16 protein-coding genes are annotated in these 18,826 nt (G+C 65.3%); 5 read left to right on the top strand and 11 right to left on the bottom strand.

Annotated features, from left to right (window positions below; genetic code table 11):
• Positions 1–15: 15 nt before the first annotated feature.
• Both WHH00_RS08985 and WHH00_RS08980 read left to right on the top strand, forming a co-directional pair.
• Complete coding sequence (locus WHH00_RS08985) at positions 16–1,017, top strand: alpha/beta hydrolase (protein WP_406638161.1); 1,002 nt, start codon at positions 16–18, stop codon at positions 1,015–1,017.
• On the top strand, positions 1,014–2,045 hold the full coding sequence (locus tag WHH00_RS08980; RefSeq protein WP_406638159.1) for an alpha/beta hydrolase: 1,032 nt from the start codon (positions 1,014–1,016) through the stop codon (positions 2,043–2,045). The genes WHH00_RS08985 and WHH00_RS08980 overlap by 4 nt, the downstream gene beginning before the upstream one ends.
• Before the next feature lie 58 nt (positions 2,046–2,103).
• Here WHH00_RS08980 and WHH00_RS08975 read toward each other — a convergent pair whose 3' ends face one another.
• The 3 genes from WHH00_RS08975 to leuA form a co-directional block, all read right to left on the bottom strand.
• Entirely contained in the window at positions 2,104–2,931 is an 828-nt protein-coding gene (locus WHH00_RS08975; RefSeq protein WP_231454286.1) for an isoprenyl transferase, read from the bottom strand.
• Between the two features lie 2 nt (positions 2,932–2,933).
• On the bottom strand, positions 2,934–3,686 hold the full coding sequence (gene recO, locus WHH00_RS08970) for a DNA repair protein RecO (RefSeq protein WP_231454285.1): 753 nt from the start codon (positions 3,684–3,686) through the stop codon (positions 2,934–2,936).
• Positions 3,687–3,774: 88 nt separating this feature from the next.
• Positions 3,775–5,514 (bottom strand): 2-isopropylmalate synthase, encoded by a 1,740-nt coding sequence (leuA, locus tag WHH00_RS08965; RefSeq protein ID WP_406638157.1) that lies wholly within the window; start codon positions 5,512–5,514, stop codon positions 3,775–3,777.
• 253 nt (positions 5,515–5,767) lie between these two features.
• On the opposite strand from leuA, the gene WHH00_RS08960 reads away from it, so the two are divergent.
• Complete coding sequence (locus tag WHH00_RS08960; RefSeq protein ID WP_406638155.1) at positions 5,768–7,720, top strand: M13 family metallopeptidase; 1,953 nt, start codon at positions 5,768–5,770, stop codon at positions 7,718–7,720.
• Between the two features lie 97 nt (positions 7,721–7,817).
• Here the strand turns inward: WHH00_RS08960 and WHH00_RS08955 are convergent, their stop codons facing one another.
• From WHH00_RS08955 to WHH00_RS08935, 5 genes are all read right to left on the bottom strand, one after another.
• Positions 7,818–9,269 (bottom strand): LCP family protein, encoded by a 1,452-nt coding sequence (locus tag WHH00_RS08955; protein ID WP_406638536.1) that lies wholly within the window; start codon positions 9,267–9,269, stop codon positions 7,818–7,820.
• A gap of 216 nt (positions 9,270–9,485) precedes the next feature.
• Positions 9,486–10,445 (bottom strand): GTPase Era, encoded by a 960-nt coding sequence (gene era, locus WHH00_RS08950; protein ID WP_400516164.1) that lies wholly within the window; start codon positions 10,443–10,445, stop codon positions 9,486–9,488.
• A complete protein-coding gene (locus WHH00_RS08945; protein WP_406638152.1) occupies positions 10,429–11,760 on the bottom strand; it encodes a hemolysin family protein in 1,332 nt (443 codons plus the stop codon). The genes era and WHH00_RS08945 overlap by 17 nt, the downstream gene beginning before the upstream one ends.
• Complete coding sequence (ybeY, locus tag WHH00_RS08940) at positions 11,757–12,230, bottom strand: rRNA maturation RNase YbeY (RefSeq protein ID WP_231454280.1); 474 nt, start codon at positions 12,228–12,230, stop codon at positions 11,757–11,759. The genes WHH00_RS08945 and ybeY overlap by 4 nt, the downstream gene beginning before the upstream one ends.
• Positions 12,227–13,315, bottom strand: coding sequence for a PhoH family protein (locus WHH00_RS08935; RefSeq protein WP_231454279.1), 1,089 nt, complete (start codon positions 13,313–13,315; stop codon positions 12,227–12,229). The genes ybeY and WHH00_RS08935 overlap by 4 nt, the downstream gene beginning before the upstream one ends.
• 367 nt (positions 13,316–13,682) lie before the next feature.
• Between WHH00_RS08935 and WHH00_RS08930 the strand changes: the two genes are divergently transcribed.
• Positions 13,683–14,627, top strand: a complete 945-nt coding sequence (locus tag WHH00_RS08930; protein WP_406638150.1) for a GerMN domain-containing protein — start codon at positions 13,683–13,685, stop codon at positions 14,625–14,627.
• Between the two features lie 27 nt (positions 14,628–14,654).
• On the opposite strand, the gene WHH00_RS08925 is transcribed toward WHH00_RS08930, so the two are convergent.
• The 3 genes from WHH00_RS08925 to hrcA all read right to left on the bottom strand — a co-directional run bounded on the left by WHH00_RS08925 (position 14,655) and on the right by hrcA (position 17,659).
• Positions 14,655–15,434: a 16S rRNA (uracil(1498)-N(3))-methyltransferase gene (locus WHH00_RS08925; protein WP_406638148.1), complete on the bottom strand. Its 780-nt coding sequence runs from the start codon at positions 15,432–15,434 to the stop codon at positions 14,655–14,657.
• 2 nt (positions 15,435–15,436) lie between these two features.
• On the bottom strand, positions 15,437–16,564 hold the full coding sequence (gene dnaJ / locus WHH00_RS08920; protein ID WP_406638146.1) for a molecular chaperone DnaJ: 1,128 nt from the start codon (positions 16,562–16,564) through the stop codon (positions 15,437–15,439).
• A gap of 81 nt (positions 16,565–16,645) precedes the next feature.
• Positions 16,646–17,659 carry a heat-inducible transcriptional repressor HrcA gene (gene hrcA, locus WHH00_RS08915; RefSeq protein ID WP_406638144.1) on the bottom strand — a complete coding sequence of 338 codons (1,014 nt, stop codon included), beginning with the start codon at positions 17,657–17,659 and terminating at the stop codon, positions 16,646–16,648.
• 175 nt (positions 17,660–17,834) lie between these two features.
• Here hrcA and WHH00_RS08910 point away from each other — a divergent pair, with 175 nt between their 5' ends.
• Positions 17,835–18,680, top strand: coding sequence for a DUF3097 domain-containing protein (locus tag WHH00_RS08910; RefSeq protein WP_231454274.1), 846 nt, complete (start codon positions 17,835–17,837; stop codon positions 18,678–18,680).
• Positions 18,681–18,826: the final 146 nt, after the last annotated feature.

Raw genomic sequence — 18,826 nt, 5'->3', positions numbered from 1 at the left:
GATTAGCATAAAGCCATGGAGTGGCAGAAGGATATCCTCGGCGAGGACTTCGAGTCGCGCGCCTTCCTGGCCACGGGTCCGGACGGCGTGGAACGCACGGCCACCCTTGTCCGCTTCCGTCCTGCCCTGAAGACCCTGCCCGCCTCATCCGCGCGCCGCAGGGTGGTCCTTTTCCTGCATGGCTGGAGTGACTATTTCTTCAATGTGGACCTTGCGCGCTTCTGGTCTTCGGCCGGATACGACTTCTACGCGCTGGACATGCACAACCACGGCCGGAGCCTGCGTCCGGAATCACCGGGCGGGTATGTCTCGGACCTCGGGGATTATGACGCCGAAATCGACACCGCGTGCCGGCTGATCGGCCAGGATGGAGCGGACCCGTCCTTAACCCTTATGGGGCATTCGACGGGAGGGCTGGTGGCCGTGCTCTGGGCAAGCCGGCATCCCGGCAGGGTGGCACGCCTGGTCCTGAATAGTCCTTGGCTTGAGATGCACGGCAGTTCATTGGTACGGCGTGCAACGGCGGGGATGGTGGGGCCCGTGGCCCGGTTCCGTCCAGAGGCGGTGCTCCGGCTGCCGGAGCGTGGCTTCTATTGGCGCACCATCAGCAGTTCGGCCGACGGCGAGTGGACGCTGGATGACCGATACCGTCCCCCCATGGCTTTTCCGGTGCGGGCGGGGTGGCTCAGTGCCGTGCTGGCCGGGCACGCACGGGTGGCGCGGGGCCTCAACATCGAGGTGCCCATCCTTGTCCTGCTGTCCAGCGGCAGCGCCAACGGGCTCTTCTGGTCTGAAGAGATGCGGCGGACGGACGCCGTCCTCGACGTGAACATCATTGCCGCCCGCGCCCTGACCCTGGGCCGCACCGTCACCGTGGAGCGGATTGACGGCGCCTTGCATGACGTGTTCCTCTCCCCCGCCGCCGTGCGCGCGGACGCCTACGCCAGGCTGGCGCGCTGGCTTCGGGCCTACGGGGACGAGGAACCGGAACCATCCGGCAGCCGGGACAGCGAATGAGCGGCACACAGGTGGGCAGGGAGACGGATGAGGCTCTGTGGACGGCCGACATCCTGGGCCCGCGCTTCGAGCAGCGGGTCCTTCCCCTTGCCCCGGATGACGAGGGCGACGTCTGTGCGACCCTCGTCCGTTGCGGCGCCACGGGGCCGGGGCCCATACCGGCGACGGCAGACCAGCCCGCCATCAACGTGGTCCTCTACGTTCACGGCTGGGCTGACTACTTCTTCCAGGCGGACGTAGCAGAGTACCTGACCGACGCAGGGTTCCCCTTTTACGCCGTGGACCTCCGCAAGTTCGGCCGCAGCCTCCGCCCGTGGCAGACGCCGGGCTTTACCGAAGATCTGGCTGTCTATGACGAGGACCTGGCCGCCGCCCTCGCGGCGATCAAGGAAGACGTCACCGAACTCTTGGGTCCGGGGGTGGAACCCACCGTCCACGTTCTGGCCCACTCCCTGGGCGGGCTCATCACGGCGCTGTGGGCTGACCGGAACCCTACGGCACTGGGCACCCTGATCCTGAACGCCCCGTGGCTGGAACTGCAGGGCAGCAGTATCATCCGCACCATTGCCATGCACCTGGTGGATCCGCTGTCCAGGGCCGACCCCCGCCGTCCTTTGTGGCTCCCGGAGATGCCCGGATACTGGCAAAGCGTCAGCGACGAGGCCCACGGGGAATGGCACTTCGACCCCCGGTGGCGTCCCAGGGCATCATTTCCCATCAGGGCCGGCTGGGCCAAAGCGGTCCTTGCCGGCCATGCCGCGGTGGAGCGCAGGCTGGACATCAGGGCCCCGGCGCTCGTCCTGCTCTCGAACCGTACGCGCATCCAGATCGAGTGGTCCGCGGAGATGATGGAGGCCGACGCCGTGATCGACGTCGAGGAAACGGCCCACCGTGCGCTGCGGTTGGGACGGCGGGTGGCCGTCTTCCGCTATCCTGGCGCCATCCATGACGTCTTCCTGTCCCGCCGCGCGGTGCGGGAGGAAGCCTGCCGTGACCTGGCAGCGTGGCTCAGGGCGTATTCAACCTGACGGGTGCCCGCAGGGCCTTGCCGTTTCAAGGGCTCACCTTGGCCAGTGGACCCGGGAGTCAGGACCCGGCCGGCGCGGCCGCATCCACGGCACCGCCATAGCGGCGGTCACGCCGGGCGTACTCCTCAACGGCGGCCCAGAGCGTCCGGCGGTCGACATCGGGCCACAGGGTATCCATGAACACGAACTCTGCGTAAGCGGACTGCCAGAGCAGGAAGTTGGAGAGCCGCTGCTCCCCGGAACTGCGGAGGAACAGGTCCACGTCGGGCAGGTCCGGCTCGTCAAGGTACTTCTGGATGGTCCGCTCGGTGATGGCACCGGGCTTCAGCCTGCCGGCAGCCACCTCCGCAGCGATGGCGGAAACGGCATCCGTGATCTCTGCCCGGCCGCCGTAATTAACACACATGGTCAACGTGCAGGTGCTGTTGCCCGCAGTGAACTCCTCCGCTTCCTCCAGCTCGCGGATGACCGAGCCCCACAGCCGCGGCCGCCGGCCTGACCACCGTACCCGGACTCCCCATTCATCGAGCTGGTTCCGTTGCCGGCGCAGCACATCCTTGTTAAATCCCATCAGGAAGCGGACTTCTTCCGGTGACCGGCGCCAGTTTTCGGTGGAGAACGCATAGACGCTGACATACTCGATACCCAGCTCAATGGCCCCCGCCATCACATCCAGCAGGGCAGGCTCCCCTGCCTTGTGCCCTTCAATCCTCGGCAGGCCGCGCTGGTTTGCCCAGCGGCCGTTTCCGTCCATCACGATCGCAACATGGCGGGGAATGAACTCCGCGGGGATGGAGGGCGCCACGGCGCCGGAGGGGTGCGGATACGGGGCAACCACCGGGTGGGTGCGCTTCCGTGAGGCGGTGTTCTTCTTCCCGAGGGCCACTGTCAGCTACGCTCCACATGTTTGAGGGACTTCAGCACCCGTTCGAGGTGCCATTGCAGGTATGCGGCCACCAGGCCGGCGGCCTCTTTCCGGTGCAGCGGAAGGGAGCCGTCCGCCGTTGTCCAGTCCCCGGTCAGCAGCGCCGCCAGCAGGACCACCGTCTCCGCCGCCGGAGCCGGCGAGCCAGGGGGCCTGCATCCGCTGCAGACCATTCCCCCCAGGGGAGCGGAAAAGGCGCTGTGGGGGCCCGGCATGCCGCACCGGGCGCAGTCCGTGAAGCTGGGTGCCCAGCCACCGGTGGCCAGGGCCCGGAGAAGGTAGGAGTCGAGGATCAGGCCGGCAGCATGTTCATCCCTGCTGAGTGAAGCCAACGCACCCACAAGCAGGTTGTACTGGGCTGTTCCGGCCTCGCCGTCCACGTCCGTCAGCTTCTCGGCCGTCTCGGTCATAGCGGCGGCCACCGTGTAACGGCCGTAATCCGCGGCGATGTTTCCCCCGTACGCCCCCTTGGCCACTGCCTGGGTCACAATGTCCAGCGTTTTGCCGGACACAAGCTGGAGGTCCGCCACCATAAAGGGTTCCAGGCGCGCCCCGAACCGGCTGCTGGTGCGGCGCACCCCCTTCGCGACAGCCCGGACCTGGCCATGGTGCTTGGTCAGCAGGGTGATGATCCGGTCCGCCTCACCCAGCTTGTGGGTACGCAGCACCACGGCGTCGTCCCGGTACGCGCGGGAGGCGAAAGAGTGTTGGGCCACGCCTTTTATCTTCCCATTCTTTGCCGGCACAGCCGTGCCGCGTGCTGCCGTGCCGCCGGCAGCTTCCTGCGGCACGGCAGTGCGAAGGTCAGGCCTGGGCGTCCCGGATGGCGCGGTTCACGGCGGAGATGACCGCTTTCAGGGAGGACATGCTGGTGTTGGCGTCGATGCCGACACCCCAGAGCACCCGCTCCCCCACAGCACATTCGACGTAGGCGGCTGCCATGGCATTGCCGCCCTCGGAGAGTGCGTGCTCGCTGTAGTCCAGGACCCGGACATCCACGCCGTCTTCCCGCAGGATGCTCAACAGCGCGGCGATGGGACCGTTGCCGGTGCCCGTCCGGCTGACCTGTGCCCCGTCAATGGTGAGGGACGCGTGAAGCGTCATCCCGCCGTCGTCGTCCGTTTCTGTCTTGACCGAGCCGAGGGAATACCGGCCCCACTGGCCGTCGGTCTTGCCTGAGGGCAGGTACTCGTCCTGGAAGACCTGCCACAGCTGGGCACCGCTGACTTCGCCGCCCACCGTGTCGGTGCGCTTCTGGATGACGCCCGAGAATTCGATCTGGGCACGGCGCGGCAGGTCCAGGCTGTGCTCATTCTTGAGCAGGTAGGCAACGCCGCCCTTGCCGGACTGCGAGTTGACCCGGATGACGGCCTCGTAGCTGCGGCCCAGGTCCTTCGGATCAACCGGCAGGTAAGGCACCTGCCAGGTGAAGTCGGCAACGTCCTTGCCTGCGGCTGCGGCGTCCCGCTCCAGGGCTTCGAAGCCCTTCTTGATGGCGTCCTGGTGGGAACCGGAGAACGCCGTGAACACGAGGTCGCCGCCGTACGGTGAACGCTCCGGCACAGGCAGCTGGTTGCAGTACTCAACGGTCCGGCGGACGTCGTCGATATTGGAGAAGTCGATCATGGGGTCGATGCCCTGCACGAAGAGGTTCAGGCCGAGGGTCACCAGGTCCACGTTGCCGGTCCGCTCGCCATTGCCGAAGAGGCAGCCTTCAATCCGGTCCGCCCCGGCCATGTAGCCCAGTTCGGCGGCGGCGACGCCGGTTCCACGGTCATTGTGGGGGTGCAGGGAGAGGATGATGCCCTCGCGCGGGTGCAGGTGACGGCTCATCCACTCGATGGAGTCGGCATAGACGTTCGGCGTTGCCATTTCCACGGTGGCGGGCAGGTTGATGATGACCTGGCGGTCCGCGGAGGCTTCGAAAACGTCGGCGACGGCGTTGCAGACCCGCACCGCATATTCCAGCTCCGTGCCGGTGAAGGACTCCGGGGAGTACTCGTAGGTCACATGCGTGTCCGCGAGGGTTTCCTCGTACTTCCTGCACAGCCGGGCACCCTGGAGCGCGATGTCCAGGATTCCGTCCTCATCCTGGTTGAAGACCACGCGGCGCTGCAGCACGGAGGTGGAGTTGTAAAGGTGGACGATGGCCTGCTTGGCACCCACCAGCGACTCGTAGGTGCGCTCGATCAGGTGCTCCCGGGCTTGGGTCAGGACCTGGATGGTAACGTCGTCCGGGATGTGGTTGCCCTCAATCAGCTGGCGGACAAAGTCGAAGTCCGTCTGCGAGGCGGAGGGGAACCCGACCTCGATCTCCTTGTAGCCCATGCGGACCAGCAGATCGAACATCTTCATCTTGCGCGCCGGGCTCATCGGATCGATCAGGGCCTGGTTGCCGTCGCGGAGGTCCACTGCGCACCAGCGGGGGGCCTTGGAAATAACCTTGTCCGGCCAGGTGCGGTCCGGCAGTTCAACCTTGATCTGGTCCTGGAACGGCGTGTAGCGGTGGGCAGGCATTCCTGAGGGCTTCTGTGCGTTTCGCATTACTATCGGGGCCTTTTCTGTGGTTCTACGTTGAAAGGGTGGCCGGGCAACACAAACTCCGCAGCGAGGGTGGGCCTTGCGCTAGATCGCGTCTGAGGCCTCGCCGCGGCAGCTAAGAAGAAGGAGCTCTGCACGCACCTTTTGAGAGTAACACGGGTGCGTAAGATGAAAGGGCACTACCGTCAGTAAAGTCCACCATGCAGACGCCGCGCGCTGTGTTTCCTGCCGCCGCTCTCCATAAGAAGGAGTTTCAGTGCCCATTTCGGGGATCGACCTGTCCACCATTGATCACACGGTCCGGCCGCAGGATGACCTTTACCAGCATGTCAACGGCGCATGGCTGAAGGCCACCGAAATTCCCGATGACCGGCCGCTCGAGGGCACGTTCACCGCCCTCCGGGACGGTTCGGAGATCGCTGTCCGCGACATTATCGAAGAAGCCGCAGCGAAGGGCGGGGCGGCCAGCGGGATCCAACGGAAAATCGGGGACCTCTACAACAGCTTCATGGACGAGGCCGCCGTTGAAGCGAAGGGGCTTGAGCCGATCCGCCAGCGCCTTGCAGAGGTATTCGCCACCAACACTGTGGAAGAACTTGTGGCGCTTGCAGGGCGGTTGTTCCGCGCCGATGTTGGCGGTCTCTTCTACATCTATCCTGCGCCGGATGCGGGTAACCCAGACCGGATCCTCCTCTACACCGGGCAGGGTGGCCTTGGGCTTCCCGATGAGTCCTACTACCGGGAAGAAAAGTTCGCTCCGATGGTCGCCGCCTATGCCGCGCACGTGAAGACGATGCTCGGCCTGGCAGGCGTTGCTGATCCCGGCGCAGCCGCCGCGCGCGTAGTGGCACTGGAAACCAAGCTCGCGTCCCACCATTGGGACAACGTCACCCTTCGGAATCCGCAAAAGACGTACAACCTGAAGACGGCGGACGAGGCCTCAGCACTGTTCCCGCTCCTGCCCACCTGGTTTGAGGCCGCCGGCATCGATGCCGGCAAGCGGCAGGAGATGGTCATGAGCACGCCTCCGTTTTTTGAAGGCGCCGCTGCCCTCCTCGGGTCCGAGCCGCTGGCCCACTGGCAGGAATGGCTGGCGATGCGGGTGGTCAGCGCGGCGGCACCATACCTTTCCTCGGATGTCGTGGACGCCAACTTCGCCTTCTATGGCACCACCATCAGCGGCACGCCCCGCAACAAGGACCGCTGGAAGCGCGGGGTGGGCGTCGTCGAGGCCGCTTTGGGAGAAGCCGTGGGGCAGATCTACGTGGACCGGCATTTCCCCGAAACGCACAAAGCGAGGATGCAGGCACTCGTTGCCAACCTCACTGAGGCATACCGCCAGAGCATCAGTGCCGTCGGCTGGATGGGTGACGCCACGAAGGCCGAGGCACTCCGGAAGCTGGAGGGCTTCCGGGCGAAGATCGGCTACCCGGACCAGTGGATTGACTACTCCGCCGTCGAGATCGATCCCACCGACCTTTTGGGCAACGTTGAGCGGGCGCACAACGCCGACGTCGACCGGCACCTTGACGAGGTAGGCAAGCCGGTGGACCGCAACAAGTGGTTGATGACACCGCAGACGGTCAACGCCTACTACCACCCGATGATGAACGAGATTGTGTTCCCGGCCGCGATCCTGCAGCCGCCGTTCTTCACGGCGGATGCCGATGACGCAGTGAACTACGGTGGAATCGGCGCGGTCATCGGGCACGAGATCGGCCATGGGTTTGATGACCAGGGCTCCCAGTTCGACGGCGGCGGCGCCCTCCGGAACTGGTGGACGGAAGAGGACCGGGAGGCGTTCGAAAAGCTGACCTCGAAGCTGGTGGCACAGTACGATGCCCTTTCCCCCTACGCAGCCCCGGGGCATACCGTCAACGGACGCCTCACCCTCGGTGAGAACATTGGCGACCTGGCTGGCCTGGCGATCGCCTACAAGGCGTACCGGATCAGCCTGGAGGGCAGGGAACCGGACGTGCTGGACGGCCTTACCGGGGAACAGCGCTTTTTCGCGTCCTGGGCGGCCGGCTGGCGCCAGGTCATCCGGCCCGAGGAAGCCGTCCGCCGGCTCGCAACGGACCCGCACTCCCCCAACGAGTTCCGCACCAACGCCATCGCGAAAAACCTGGACGCCTTCCACGAGGCCTTCGAAGTCACTGAACAGGACGGCATGTGGATGCCGCCGGAGGAACGCGTCAGCATCTGGTAGCAGGACGTAAAGCGGGGCCCACCGGATTGAACTGGTGGGCCCCGCTTGATTCATTAACCGACGCTCTCCTGGCGCCGTTTCCGCTCCGTGCCGGCGGCTAATCCTGGACGATGAGCGCCGGGTTGGCCTGCTGGCAGGACGCATCCTTCGCCGTCTGGTTGACTATGTCCTCCGGGAGCGCGGCCGGAGCCCCGTACGTCACTCCCGTGGTGAAGTCTGTGCCCAGGTACACCTGGACGCCCGCGACGTTGGGGGCCGGAAGCATCTGCGCGGCAGGGATTCCCAGCACTGCGGCGACGTCCGCAGCCACGTCCGCGAAGTCCGTGCCGTAATAGACCACTGACTGTTCCACCGCTGTGGCCTCGAACTGGCCGGCCTGGGAGAAGCCGCCCGAGACCAGTGCCTGCACGATTTCCTGGGCGCGTCCGGGCACGCCGCTTCCGTTGGCCACGGTGACCGGCTGCAGGGATTTGTCGTAGGGCGGCAGCTGGGGTGCGGTCTCGGTTGGCGTGGCTGTGGGGGGTGCAGGCGACTCAGTGGGCGACTGTGTCGGTGCCGTGGGATCAGTCAGATCCACGTCCTGCCGGAGGGCGGCGAATAGCTGGGAACCATCGGGCTCGGCAATCTGCAGCCTGTTGGGGTCCGCCAGCGCCGGAGTGGTGGGCACGGCCACGAAGGCCACCTTGCTGATGTCGATGTCCTTGAGCCGGTTGCCGATGGTGAGCAGGCTGGGCACCGAGGCCAGCCCTTCGTCCACGGTCAGGTTCTGGGTCACGACGTCGGCGATCTTGAGCATCCGACCCGGATCGGACAACGTCCCGTCGTCCTTGATTTTGCGGGTCAGGGAGGACAGGAAGCCCTGCTGGGCTTTGATCCGGCCCAAATCGCCGCCGTCGGCAAATGCATGGCGCGTCCGCAGGAACGCGAGGGCCATTTCACCCTGGACCGCCGAGGTGCCCGCGGGCAGCCGAAGGCGGGAATCAGGATCGTAAACGGCGTCACTGATGCAAACCTCGACACCACCAACGGCGTTGGACAATTCCTTGACGGCGGTGAAGTCCGCCATCATGAAGTGGTCCACTTCCAGGCCGGTAAGCTGGTTGACTGTGTCCACGGCGCAGCCGATGCCGGCTTCAGCCATGGCCTCGTTGATCATCACGCCGCTGCGGGCGGGATAGACCTGGTTGGTTTCTTCATCCTTGCATTCGGGAATGTCCACCAGCAGGTCCCGGGGGAAGCTGACCACGCTGACGCGCTTGTTGTCCTCGGAGATGTCCATCATCATCATGACGTCCGACTTGCCATAGCCCTTGGAATCGTCCGCTGTGCCGTACTCGGCGTTTTCGCCGTCGCGGGTGTCCGAGCCAAGGATCAGGATCTGCATCCGCCCGGTGGCGTCGCTCACCTGCTCGTTGTTGCCGCCGCCGGCGTTCAGAGGAGCCCTGGAGATGTTGTTCTGAAGGCGCAGGAACCAGAAACCGGCGAAGGCGATCCCGCCAATCATGGCCACGGAGACTACGGCGGTGACGACCTTCAGCCACACCGGCATGGCGCGCAGGGAACCAAGGTGGCGGGCGGCTCCAAGGGTGCCCTCCTCCGCGTGCCGTGACACGGGTCCTCCGGTTGGCACTTCAGCTCCGTCGTCGCGCATATCGCGGCCTAGCCCCACGTGGTGAACCTTCCTCTAAATTCGAAATCCGGCCCATTTTAGTGGTCCAGGCTGGGAAATTGCCGGGCGGCCCAACGGCCGCGCCTCATGAAGGGCTCAGAAACCCAGCTTCACCAGCTGTTTCGGGTCCCGCTGCCAGTCCTTTGCCACCTTCACATGGAGGTCCAGGTAAATGCGGGTACCCAGGAGGGCCTCGATGCCTTTACGCGCATTGGTGCCGACTTCACGCAGCCGGCTGCCGCCCTTGCCGATGATGATCGCTTTTTGGGAGGGGCGCTCCACGTAGAGGTTGACCCGGACGTCGAGCATCGGGCTGTCCTCCGGCCGGTCCTCGCGGGGAACGATTTCCTCCACCACCACAGCGAGGGAGTGCGGCAGCTCGTCACGGACGCCTTCGAGTGCCGCTTCCCGGATGAGTTCCGCCACCATCACGGCTTCGGGCTCGTCGGTGAGTTCACCGTCCGGGTAGAGCGGCGGCGACGGCGGCATGTGGCTGATAAGGACGTCAGCGACGGTGTCCACCTGGAAGCCGTCGGTAGCCGAGACGGGAACGATGTCCTTCCAGCCTTCCTCCCCGAGCACTTCCCGGCCCAGAGCGGCCACGGCCAGGAGCTGTTCCGTCAGGGCCTGGCGGTCTACAGTGTCGGCCTTGGTGACAATGGCGATGACGGGTATGCGGCCCACTGCGGCCAGCTGGGCGGCAATGAACTTGTCCCCCGGGCCGATCTTTTCATTGGCCGGGAGGCAGAACCCGATCGCATCCACTTCCGCCAGTGTGTCCGCAACGAGGTCATTCAGGCGTTTGCCCAGAAGCGTGCGGGGACGGTGGAGTCCTGGCGTGTCCACAAGGATCAGCTGCGCGTCCTGGCGGTGGACAATGCCGCGGATGGTGTGCCGGGTGGTCTGGGGCTTGGCGGACGTGATGGCCACCTTCTTGCCCACCAGCGCGTTGGTCAGGGTGGACTTGCCCGCATTGGGCCGGCCCACCAGGACCGAGAACCCTGCGCGGAAACCGCCGAAATCGTCGTGGCTTTCGGCCTTATTTTTCTTGCTCACGTGAAACTCCCTGCTGGGTTGCTTCCGCCTCTTGGAAGAGGTCCTCAAGGTCAGTGTCTTCTTTTGCCATCCGCGCCGCAATGATGTGGCTGACGCGGTTCCGGCGGCCTTCGAGCCTGTCGGCCCGCAGGGACACGCCCTGCACTTCAACCGTGCTTCCCACGATGGGTACACGGCCCAGCGCTTTAGCAAGCAGGCCGCCAACGGTGTCCACTTCGTCATCGTCCAGTTCAATGTCGAACAGCTCACCCAGGTCATCGATGCCCATTCGGGCGCTGACCCGGTAGGAACCGTCACCAAGCTCCACGGCCTCGGCGCTTTCGGTGTCGTACTCGTCCACGATCTCCCCCACGATTTCCTCGATGAGGTCTTCCAGGGTGACCAGTCCGGCAGTTCCGCCGTATTCGTCGATCACAATAGCCACGTGCGTGGACTCCTTCTGCAACTCGCGGAGCAGGTCGCTGACTGGCTTCGATTCGGGAACGTACCGCACTTCCCGGGCAAGCGACTCCACCAGCGGCGGTTCCTCGTGGGGCGCGAGTTCGTGGATGACGGCGGCAACATCCTTCAAATAGATGATGCCCAGAATCTGGTCCGTGCTTTCGCCAATGACCGGAATCCTGGAGTAGCCGGAGCGGAGGAACAGGGACATCGCCTCGCGCAGGCTCGAGCCCGCCTCAATGGTGAGGATGTCCGTTCGTGGCACCATGACAGCGCGGACCAGCGTGTCACCGAAGTCGAAGACGGACTGGATCATTTCCGCCTCGGTGTCCTCGATCATGTCGGACTCACTGGCGCGTTCCACGAGTTCGCGGAATTCCTGCTCGCTGAAGAACGCCTCGTCGCCGCCGGGGGCCCCGGGTGCAGCCGTGCTGCCCAGCGTGACCAGCCAGCCGGGGATTGGCCCCAAAACCCAGGTCAGGAACCGGATCATCGGGGCGGTGGAGCGGACAACGGCCGCTGAATGGAGCCTGCCGAGCTGGCGCGGGGAAACACCCACAATCACGAAACCCAGCAGGGCCATGATGCCGGTAGCGGCAAGGCCTGCCAGCCAGACGTTGTCCAGCAGGCTGTAGAGCAGGACGGCCACCGCAACGGCGGACGCCATCTCAAACCAGATGCGCCAGAACCGCAGCGCCCTGATGTGGGCCACCGGACGGGAGAGGATCTGCCGCAGGGCGGTCCCGCGGCTCTTCAGCAGGGCTTCTTCCGCGTCGTGGCGCGGAATGAAGTTGAAGGCGGCCTCGGCCGCGGTCAATACGGCCGCAACAGCCAGGAAAGCCAGGGCCATTGCGACAAGGAGGAGAGGCGTCACTGGGTGGTCTCGGCGGGCGCTTCTTTGCCGGTGAAGCCGGACAGCAGCTCACGCTGGAGCCCGAACATCTCGGCCTTCTCCTCGGGTTCTGCATGGTCGTATCCGAGGAGGTGGAGGATTCCGTGAGTGGTCAGCAGGAGCATCTCGTCCTGCAGGGTGTGGCCGGCGTTCTTGGCCTGCACCCGGGCAACCTGCGGGCAAATGGCAATGTCGCCAAGCATGCCCTGGGGGGTGGGCCGGTCCGGTGTTCCGGGAGTCAGCTCGTCCATGGGAACGGACAGGACATCGGTGGAACCGGGCTCATCCATCAGCTCGATGTGGAGTTTCTCCATGGCGGGCTCGTCCACCAGCAGAACGGACAGTTCGGCCTGCGGATGGATATACAGCTGCTCAAAGATGTACCGGGACAACGCCACGATTTCCGCTTCGTCCACCTGGACGCCGGATTCATTGTTGACCTCGATGCTCACGCGTGTTCCCCCCGTTTGGCGGCGCCGGCCGAGTGCTTCACCCGGCTGCGCTGGGTTTCATCCCAGATGCTGTAGGCGTTGACGATATCGCCTACGAGCCTGTGCCGGACGACGTCTGCCGCATCCAGAACCGAGAAGCTGACGCCTTCTATGCCCTGGAGGATTTCCTCGACGATGCGGAGTCCGGATCGGGTGCCGAAAGGCAGGTCCACCTGGGTGACGTCGCCGGTGACCACCATCTTTGACCCGAAGCCGAGCCTGGTAAGGAACATCTTCATTTGCTCCGGCGTGGTGTTCTGCGCCTCGTCAAGGATGATGAAGGCATCGTTGAGCGTCCGCCCGCGCATGTAGGCCAGGGGCGCAACTTCGATGGTGCCGGCTGCCATCAGGCGGGGAATGGATTCAGGATCCATCATGTCGTGCAGGGCATCGTAGAGCGGGCGCAGATAGGGATCGATCTTGTCGCTGAGGGTCCCGGGAAGGAAACCCAACCGCTCCCCCGCCTCTACAGCCGGACGGGTCAGGATAATGCGGCTGACCTCTTTCTGCTGCAGTGCCTGGACGGCCTTTGCCATCGCGAGGTAGGTCTTGCCGGTTCCTGCCGGACCGATGCCGAAAATGACCGTGTTGGTGTCGATGGCATCAACATACGTTTTCTGGTTCAGCGTCTTCGGGCGGATGGTTTTTCCGCGGCTGGACAGGATGTCGTGGGTCAGCACGTCCACGGGGTTCTGCAGGGACTGGGTGCGGAGCAGCGCGACAAGCTGCTGCAGCACCGCCGGGCTGATCACCGTGCCGCGGGCCACGAGGCCGCGGACCTCATGGAGGAGGCGCATGATGCGGGGCACGTCGCTGGCGGGACCGGTGATGGAGAGCTCGTTGCCGCGGACATGGAAGTTGACGTCCGGGAACTGTTCCTCGATGTACCGCAGGGCCTCATCGTGGCTGCCAAGGGACTGGACCATTTGGTCGGAGTTGTCGAAAAGGACTACCTCGGTACGGCTGCCGGGGAGGGTATGGGGAAATTCCCCCGCAGCGCCTTCTCCCGTGTTGAGCCGGCGCTTGCCATTCGCTGATTCAGTCATAGTGATGGCCCGCAGGCCCGTGATCCCCTCAAAGTCCGGAACAATTCCCGCTGCCGGCGGCCGGGGACGTTGTACTTGGACGATGTACCGGTTGCGCCTTGACCAGCGATCCTTCCATCTTACGCCAGGACCGCATCAACGACTGAAAGGGGAATGGCCGGCGGCCTTCGGCAACATGGCAGGGCCGCTGGTTCCGCCATTAGGTATCAACTTCATATCGGCCTCATATCGTTCCCGTTGCAGTTCCTCCAGGAGGCCCGTATCCGTCCCTTCAGCTCCAGGCCCTGTGCCATGCTGGAAATCCAGCCACTGCTGGATCTGCCGCCTGGGGAGCGGCCCGCCATTCATGAAAGGACAGGCAACAAACGTGCCGGAATCTGCTGCGCCCCGCAGGGCAGGACGACCTGGCGGTTCTGTGCGCCCTGGCGTCCTGGCAGTGGTTCTGATGGCGGCTCCGCTCCTGGCGGGCTGCCTGGCCGAGCCGAGCCCCTCACCCACCAGCGCCTTGGGCTCCGGCCCCGCCGCGACCGGGACCGCGCCTTCCACGAGCGCGCCGCTGGAGACGACGCAGTCGTCCAACAAAGCGCCCGTCTACTGGATTGGCAGGAGCAACAGCAGCGTCTTCCTTTACCGGGAATTCCGGGATGTGCCTGAGCAGGAGAACCCAGTGACGCGGGCCTTGCGGGCGATGATGTCGGACAAGCCCCTTGACCCGGATTTCTTTACCCCCTGGCAGAGCCCAAGCCAGCTGGCCACGTCCATCTCGGGCAAGGACGTCATCACCGTGGATGTCTCCGAGGACGCTTTCAACAGCAACCTCGACGCCGACATGGCCGGCCGCGCTGTCCAGCAGCTTGTGTACACGGCCACCGCCGCTGCGGCGAGTTCAGGGCTTATCGATTCCGGGCAGCAGATCCGGGTGCGGATCCTGGTGGACGGGCACACCGACTACGTTGCTTTCGGCCACATCCAGCTGGGTGAGCTGATGACCAGGGCCACCGGCATGGTGGCCCCTGTCTGGATCATTGATCCGCAGGAAAGCTCAGAAGTTGCCGCCGGGAGTGTCAAGATCACCGGACGCAGCACCCTTTCCGGGGGGAAGCTCCGCTGGCAGATCCTGCGGGCGGAGGAGGACGGCACCAAGGTGCCGTTCCTGACCGGGGAGACGACGGCGGCGGAGCCGGGCCAGGCAGGCCTGTTTACGCTTGCCCTCACGCTGCCGGCCGGCGACTACGAACTAAAGGTGGCCCAGGCCGGCGCCGGCGATCAGCCGGACCAGAATGAGGACTCGCGGGCCTTCAAGGTCCGGTAGCTGCCCAGCCGGAAAACTCCGGCAGGTTCAGGGCAGGGGCGCGGTCCAACGGCCCAGGACATCGCTGGCAAGGACGACGGCGGCCGGCCCGGCGGTTGACGAGCGCAGGACATGGTGCCCCAGCAGGGCGGTGAGGGCGCCCTTGCCGCAGAGCCTTGTTACTTCCTTGGGACTGATGCCGCCTTCCGGCCCGACGATCAGCAGCACTTCGCACGGTTCCGTTCCATCCCGGCCTTGCCAGGTTTCCAGTACGGTGCGCAGGGGGCGCACGGCATCTTCATGGAGGATAATGGCCAGCCCTGCGGCCTCTACGAGTCCGGCCAGCGCGGCAGTGTCGACGGCGGGCCGCACCTCGGGGACCCATGCGCGGCGCGCCTGCTTGGCTGCTGCCGCCACCACCGACTGCCACTTCGCGTGGGCCTTAGCTGCCCGGTCGCCCTTCCACCGCACGATGGACCGTTCGGACTGCCAGGGTATGACGGCGTCGATTCCGAGTTCGGTGGCCGTTTCGATGGCGAGTTCATCCCTGTCGCCCTTGGCCAGGGCCTGCACCAGCACCAGCCTTGTGGCCGGACGCTCCTCCACAGCAACGGAGGTGCACTCCACCTCGAGGGCGGCGGGCGACGCCGCAAGCACCCGTCCGCTCATCCGCGTACCCGCGCCGTCAACAATGTCGACTGGCTCGCCCGGGGCGAGCCGCTTGACCGTGACAGCGTGCCGCGCCTCGGTCCCTTCGAGGACAAAGGCCCGTCCCGCCGTCATGTGGTCAAGGGACCCGGGCGGGGTGAAGAAGACAGGGTTGCTCACCGCTACAGGTTACCGAGCCGGTCCCGGAGCTTGGCGAACATGCCCCCGCCGGCTGCAAGCTTGCCCTCGGTGATCTGCTCACCGCGCATTTTGGCCAGTTGCCGCAGGAGCTCTTCCTGCGCGGCATCAAGCCTGGCGGGCGTTTCAACCTGCAGGTGCACCTTGAGGTCGCCGCGGCCGTAACCGCGCAGGTGGGTCACGCCAAGTCCGCGAAGGGTAATGATTTCACCGGACTGGGTTCCGGGCTTGACGTCGATCTCCTGTGCCCCGTCGAACGTTTCCAGGCTTACTTCGGTGCCCAGGGCGGCAGCCGTCATCGGGATGTGCAGGGTGGCGTGGAGGTCATCGTTGTCGCGGACGTAGGTGGCGTCGTTGTTGACGCGGATCTCAACGTACAGGTCACCGGAAGGTCCGCCGGCCGGGCCTGCCTCCCCCTGGCCGGAAAGCTGGATGCGCGTTCCAGTGGCTACTCCGGCGGGAACCTTGATGGTCAGCGAACGGCGGCTGCGGATGCGTCCCTGGCCGCTGCATTCGTTGCACGGATCCTTGATGACCGTGCCGAAGCCCTCACAGCTTCCGCATGGGGCCGCTGTCATGACCTGTCCCAGGATGGAACGGACGGCGCGCTGGACCTGGCCGCTGCCGCCACAGATGTCGCAGCGTTCCGGATGGCTGCCAGGCTGGCAGCAGGAACCCTCACAGGTTGGGCACGTAACGGCAGTGTCCACTTCGAGCTTCTTGTTGACACCGAAGACAGCGTCGCGCAGTTCGATCCGGACGCTGATGAGGGCGTCCTGCCCGCGCCGCACGCGGGAAGCCGGGCCGGTGGAACCGCCGGCGCCAAAGAAGGTGTCGAAAATGTCCTGGAACGCGAACCCCTGGCCGGCGTAGCTGCCTCCGCCGAAGCCGTTGTCCGTGCCGTTTTCGTTGCCCGTGGTGTCGTACACCCGGCGTTTCTGCGGGTCGGACAGGACTTCATAGGCGTGGGTTACAGCCTTGAAGCGGTCCGACGCATCCTCACCCGGGTTGACGTCCGGGTGCAGGGTGCGTGCCAGCTTGCGGTAGGCCTTCTTGATCTCTTCTCCCGTGGCCTCCGGTGAGACTCCAAGGACGTCGTAGTGGCTGCTCAAAGTTCGTATCTCTTCCTTGTTGTACTGCCTGCAGTTGGACTGCTGGAAATGCTGTGGGTGTCCAGTGGCCCGGGTTGGACCTCAGGGGCCCAGGATCCGGGAAAGGTAGCGGGCAACTGCCCTGACGGCGGCCATGGTGGTGGGATAGTCCATGCGTGTTGGTCCGAGCACGCCGATTTTCGCTGCGCTGTCCGGGCCGTAGCCCGTGGCTACAACCGATGCCTCGGCCAGCCCGTCGTAGGGATTCTCGCGGCCAATGCTGACAGCCACCCCGCGGTGGTCCTGCGCCATCTCGCTCAGCAGGCGGAGCATAACAACCTGCTCCTCAAGTGCTTCCAGCACCGGGCCGATGCTGAGCGGGAAGTCCACGTTGGACCTTGCCAGGTTGGCTGTGCCCGCCATTACCATGCGTTCCTCGCGGCTGCTCTGTGCCAGCGCCTCCAGGCCGATGGCGAGGGCATGCGCCGCCTGCCGCTGCCCCGGGGCGGCCATGGCCACCACCGCCGGCAGGGACAGGGCCAACTGGCTCAGCGGTGTTCCGGCAAGCGATCCAAGGAACCGGGACCGAAGAGCCGCCAGGGCTTCGTCCCCCAGGTCCTGTCCGACGTCGATAACACGTTGCTCCACCTTGCCGCTGTTGGCGATCAACACCACCAGCACCTTCCGCGGGGCCAGGAGGACGAATTCGATATGCCGGACCAGTGCCCTGCTCAGGTGCGGGTACTGGACCACTGCAACCTGGTTGGTGAGCTGCGACAGCAGCCGGACGGTCCGGTCCAGGACGTCGTCCAGGTCATCCGATCCTTCAAGCAGGGACTGGATGGCGCGGCGCTCCGCCTGGGACAGCGGCTTGACGGCGGAGATCTGGTCGACGAACAGCCTGTAGCCCTTGTCCGTGGGGATCCGGCCGGCGCTGGTGTGCGGAGCCGTGATCAGGCCCTCTTCCTCCAGGGCTGCCATGTCATTCCTGATGGTTGCGCTGGACACACCGAGATGGTGGCGCTCCACCAGGGCTTTGGACCCCACGGGCTCGCGGGAGTGGACGTAGTCCTCCACGATGGCACGGAGTACTTCAAGTTTGCGTGGCTCGCTCACACTCCACCTCCATCCAGGGTTCGGGGCGGCCGCGCCGCCCGCGCTGTGCCGCTCATCGTTTAGCACTCGACATGCCCAAGTGCTAACAGTCTATTATGCCTCTCCCCGTTGCTAGCATTGGTACCGCTCCGGGCGAAATTCCGGACCTGTGATCGAGCGCTAGGCGGAGTGAATCATGCAGTACCAGAACTGGGGTCCCCAGGACATGTCCGCTCCGTCAAAGGCTGAACTGCCTGAAGTTCCTGTTGAACGGGGAATGGTGCTGGAGGACGTCCAGTCCGGCTGGGTGGGCGCCGTGACACGCGTGGAGAAATCCGGGGGCATGCATGTGGTGGCTCTGGAAGACAGGCGCGGCAAATCAAGGTCTTTCCGCCTGGGCTTCGGCTTCCTCCTCGAAGGCCAGGCCATTAAGCTTCTTCCCCCGGCGCCGCGGCAGGCACCTGCCGCCACCGGCAGGACAGCATCAGGTTCAGTCCGGGTGGCCGGCCAGCGCGCGCAGGTCGCCAAGGCCAGCCGGATCTGGGTGGAGGGAAAGCACGACGCCGAACTGGTGGAGAAGGTCTGGGGAGACGACCTTCGGGTGGAAGGCATCGTCGTCGAACCCCTCCACGGCATTGACGACCTTGCCGCGGCAGTGGCAGACTTCAGGCCCGGTCCGGGCCGGCGGCTGGGGGTCCTGGTGGACCACCTGGTGCCGGACTCCAAGGAGTCCCGCATTGCGGACGCCGTGATGGCCTCACCGGGGGCTGCCGGGAACGTGCTGATCGTGGGCCACCCCTACGTGGACGTCTGGCAGGCGATCCGGCCTGCCGTGCTGGGCATCGAAAAATGGCCGGTGGTGCCGCGCGGGCAGGACTGGAAGACCGGGATCCTTGCCGCGTTCGGCTGGCCCCATGCCACCAAGGAGGATATTGGGCTTGGGTGGCAGAAGTTGCTGGGTGCTGTCCGCACCTACGCGGACCTGGAAGCCTCCCTGCTGGGGAGGGTGGAGGAAGTCATTGACTTCCTGACGGTTCCCTGACCGGACCGCCGCGCCGCCGTGCGCGGGGCCCCGGAGCAGCATCCGCGCCTCCAGCCAGTATTCTTGGTACTGCGGATCTGCGTCATTTGCAGTCCCTCTCAACTGATATGCATTCTTAGCCAGCACCATTGCACTTTTAGAAGGAA

It is taken from the genome of Pseudarthrobacter quantipunctorum (assembly GCF_045291495.1).
In the GTDB taxonomy this organism is placed as follows: domain Bacteria; phylum Actinomycetota; class Actinomycetes; order Actinomycetales; family Micrococcaceae; genus Arthrobacter; species Arthrobacter quantipunctorum.
The sequence above is the reverse complement of the archived record's forward strand: the minus strand, read 5'-3'. Positions and strand labels throughout refer to the sequence as shown.

Excerpts from the sequence above, each read along its gene's own strand:
- WHH00_RS08985 (WP_406638161.1), top strand. The coding sequence starts at position 16 with ATGGAGTGGCAGAAGGATATCCTCGGCGAGGACTTCGAGTCGCGCGCC.
- WHH00_RS08980 (WP_406638159.1), top strand. The coding sequence starts at position 1,014 with ATGAGCGGCACACAGGTGGGCAGGGAGACGGATGAGGCTCTGTGGACG.
- leuA (WP_406638157.1), bottom strand. The coding sequence starts at position 5,514 with ATGCGAAACGCACAGAAGCCCTCAGGAATGCCTGCCCACCGCTACACG.
- WHH00_RS08955 (WP_406638536.1), bottom strand. The coding sequence starts at position 9,269 with ATGCCGGTGTGGCTGAAGGTCGTCACCGCCGTAGTCTCCGTGGCCATG.
- WHH00_RS08935 (WP_231454279.1), bottom strand. The coding sequence starts at position 13,315 with ATGACTGAATCAGCGAATGGCAAGCGCCGGCTCAACACGGGAGAAGGC.
- WHH00_RS08910 (WP_231454274.1), top strand. The coding sequence starts at position 17,835 with ATGCAGTACCAGAACTGGGGTCCCCAGGACATGTCCGCTCCGTCAAAG.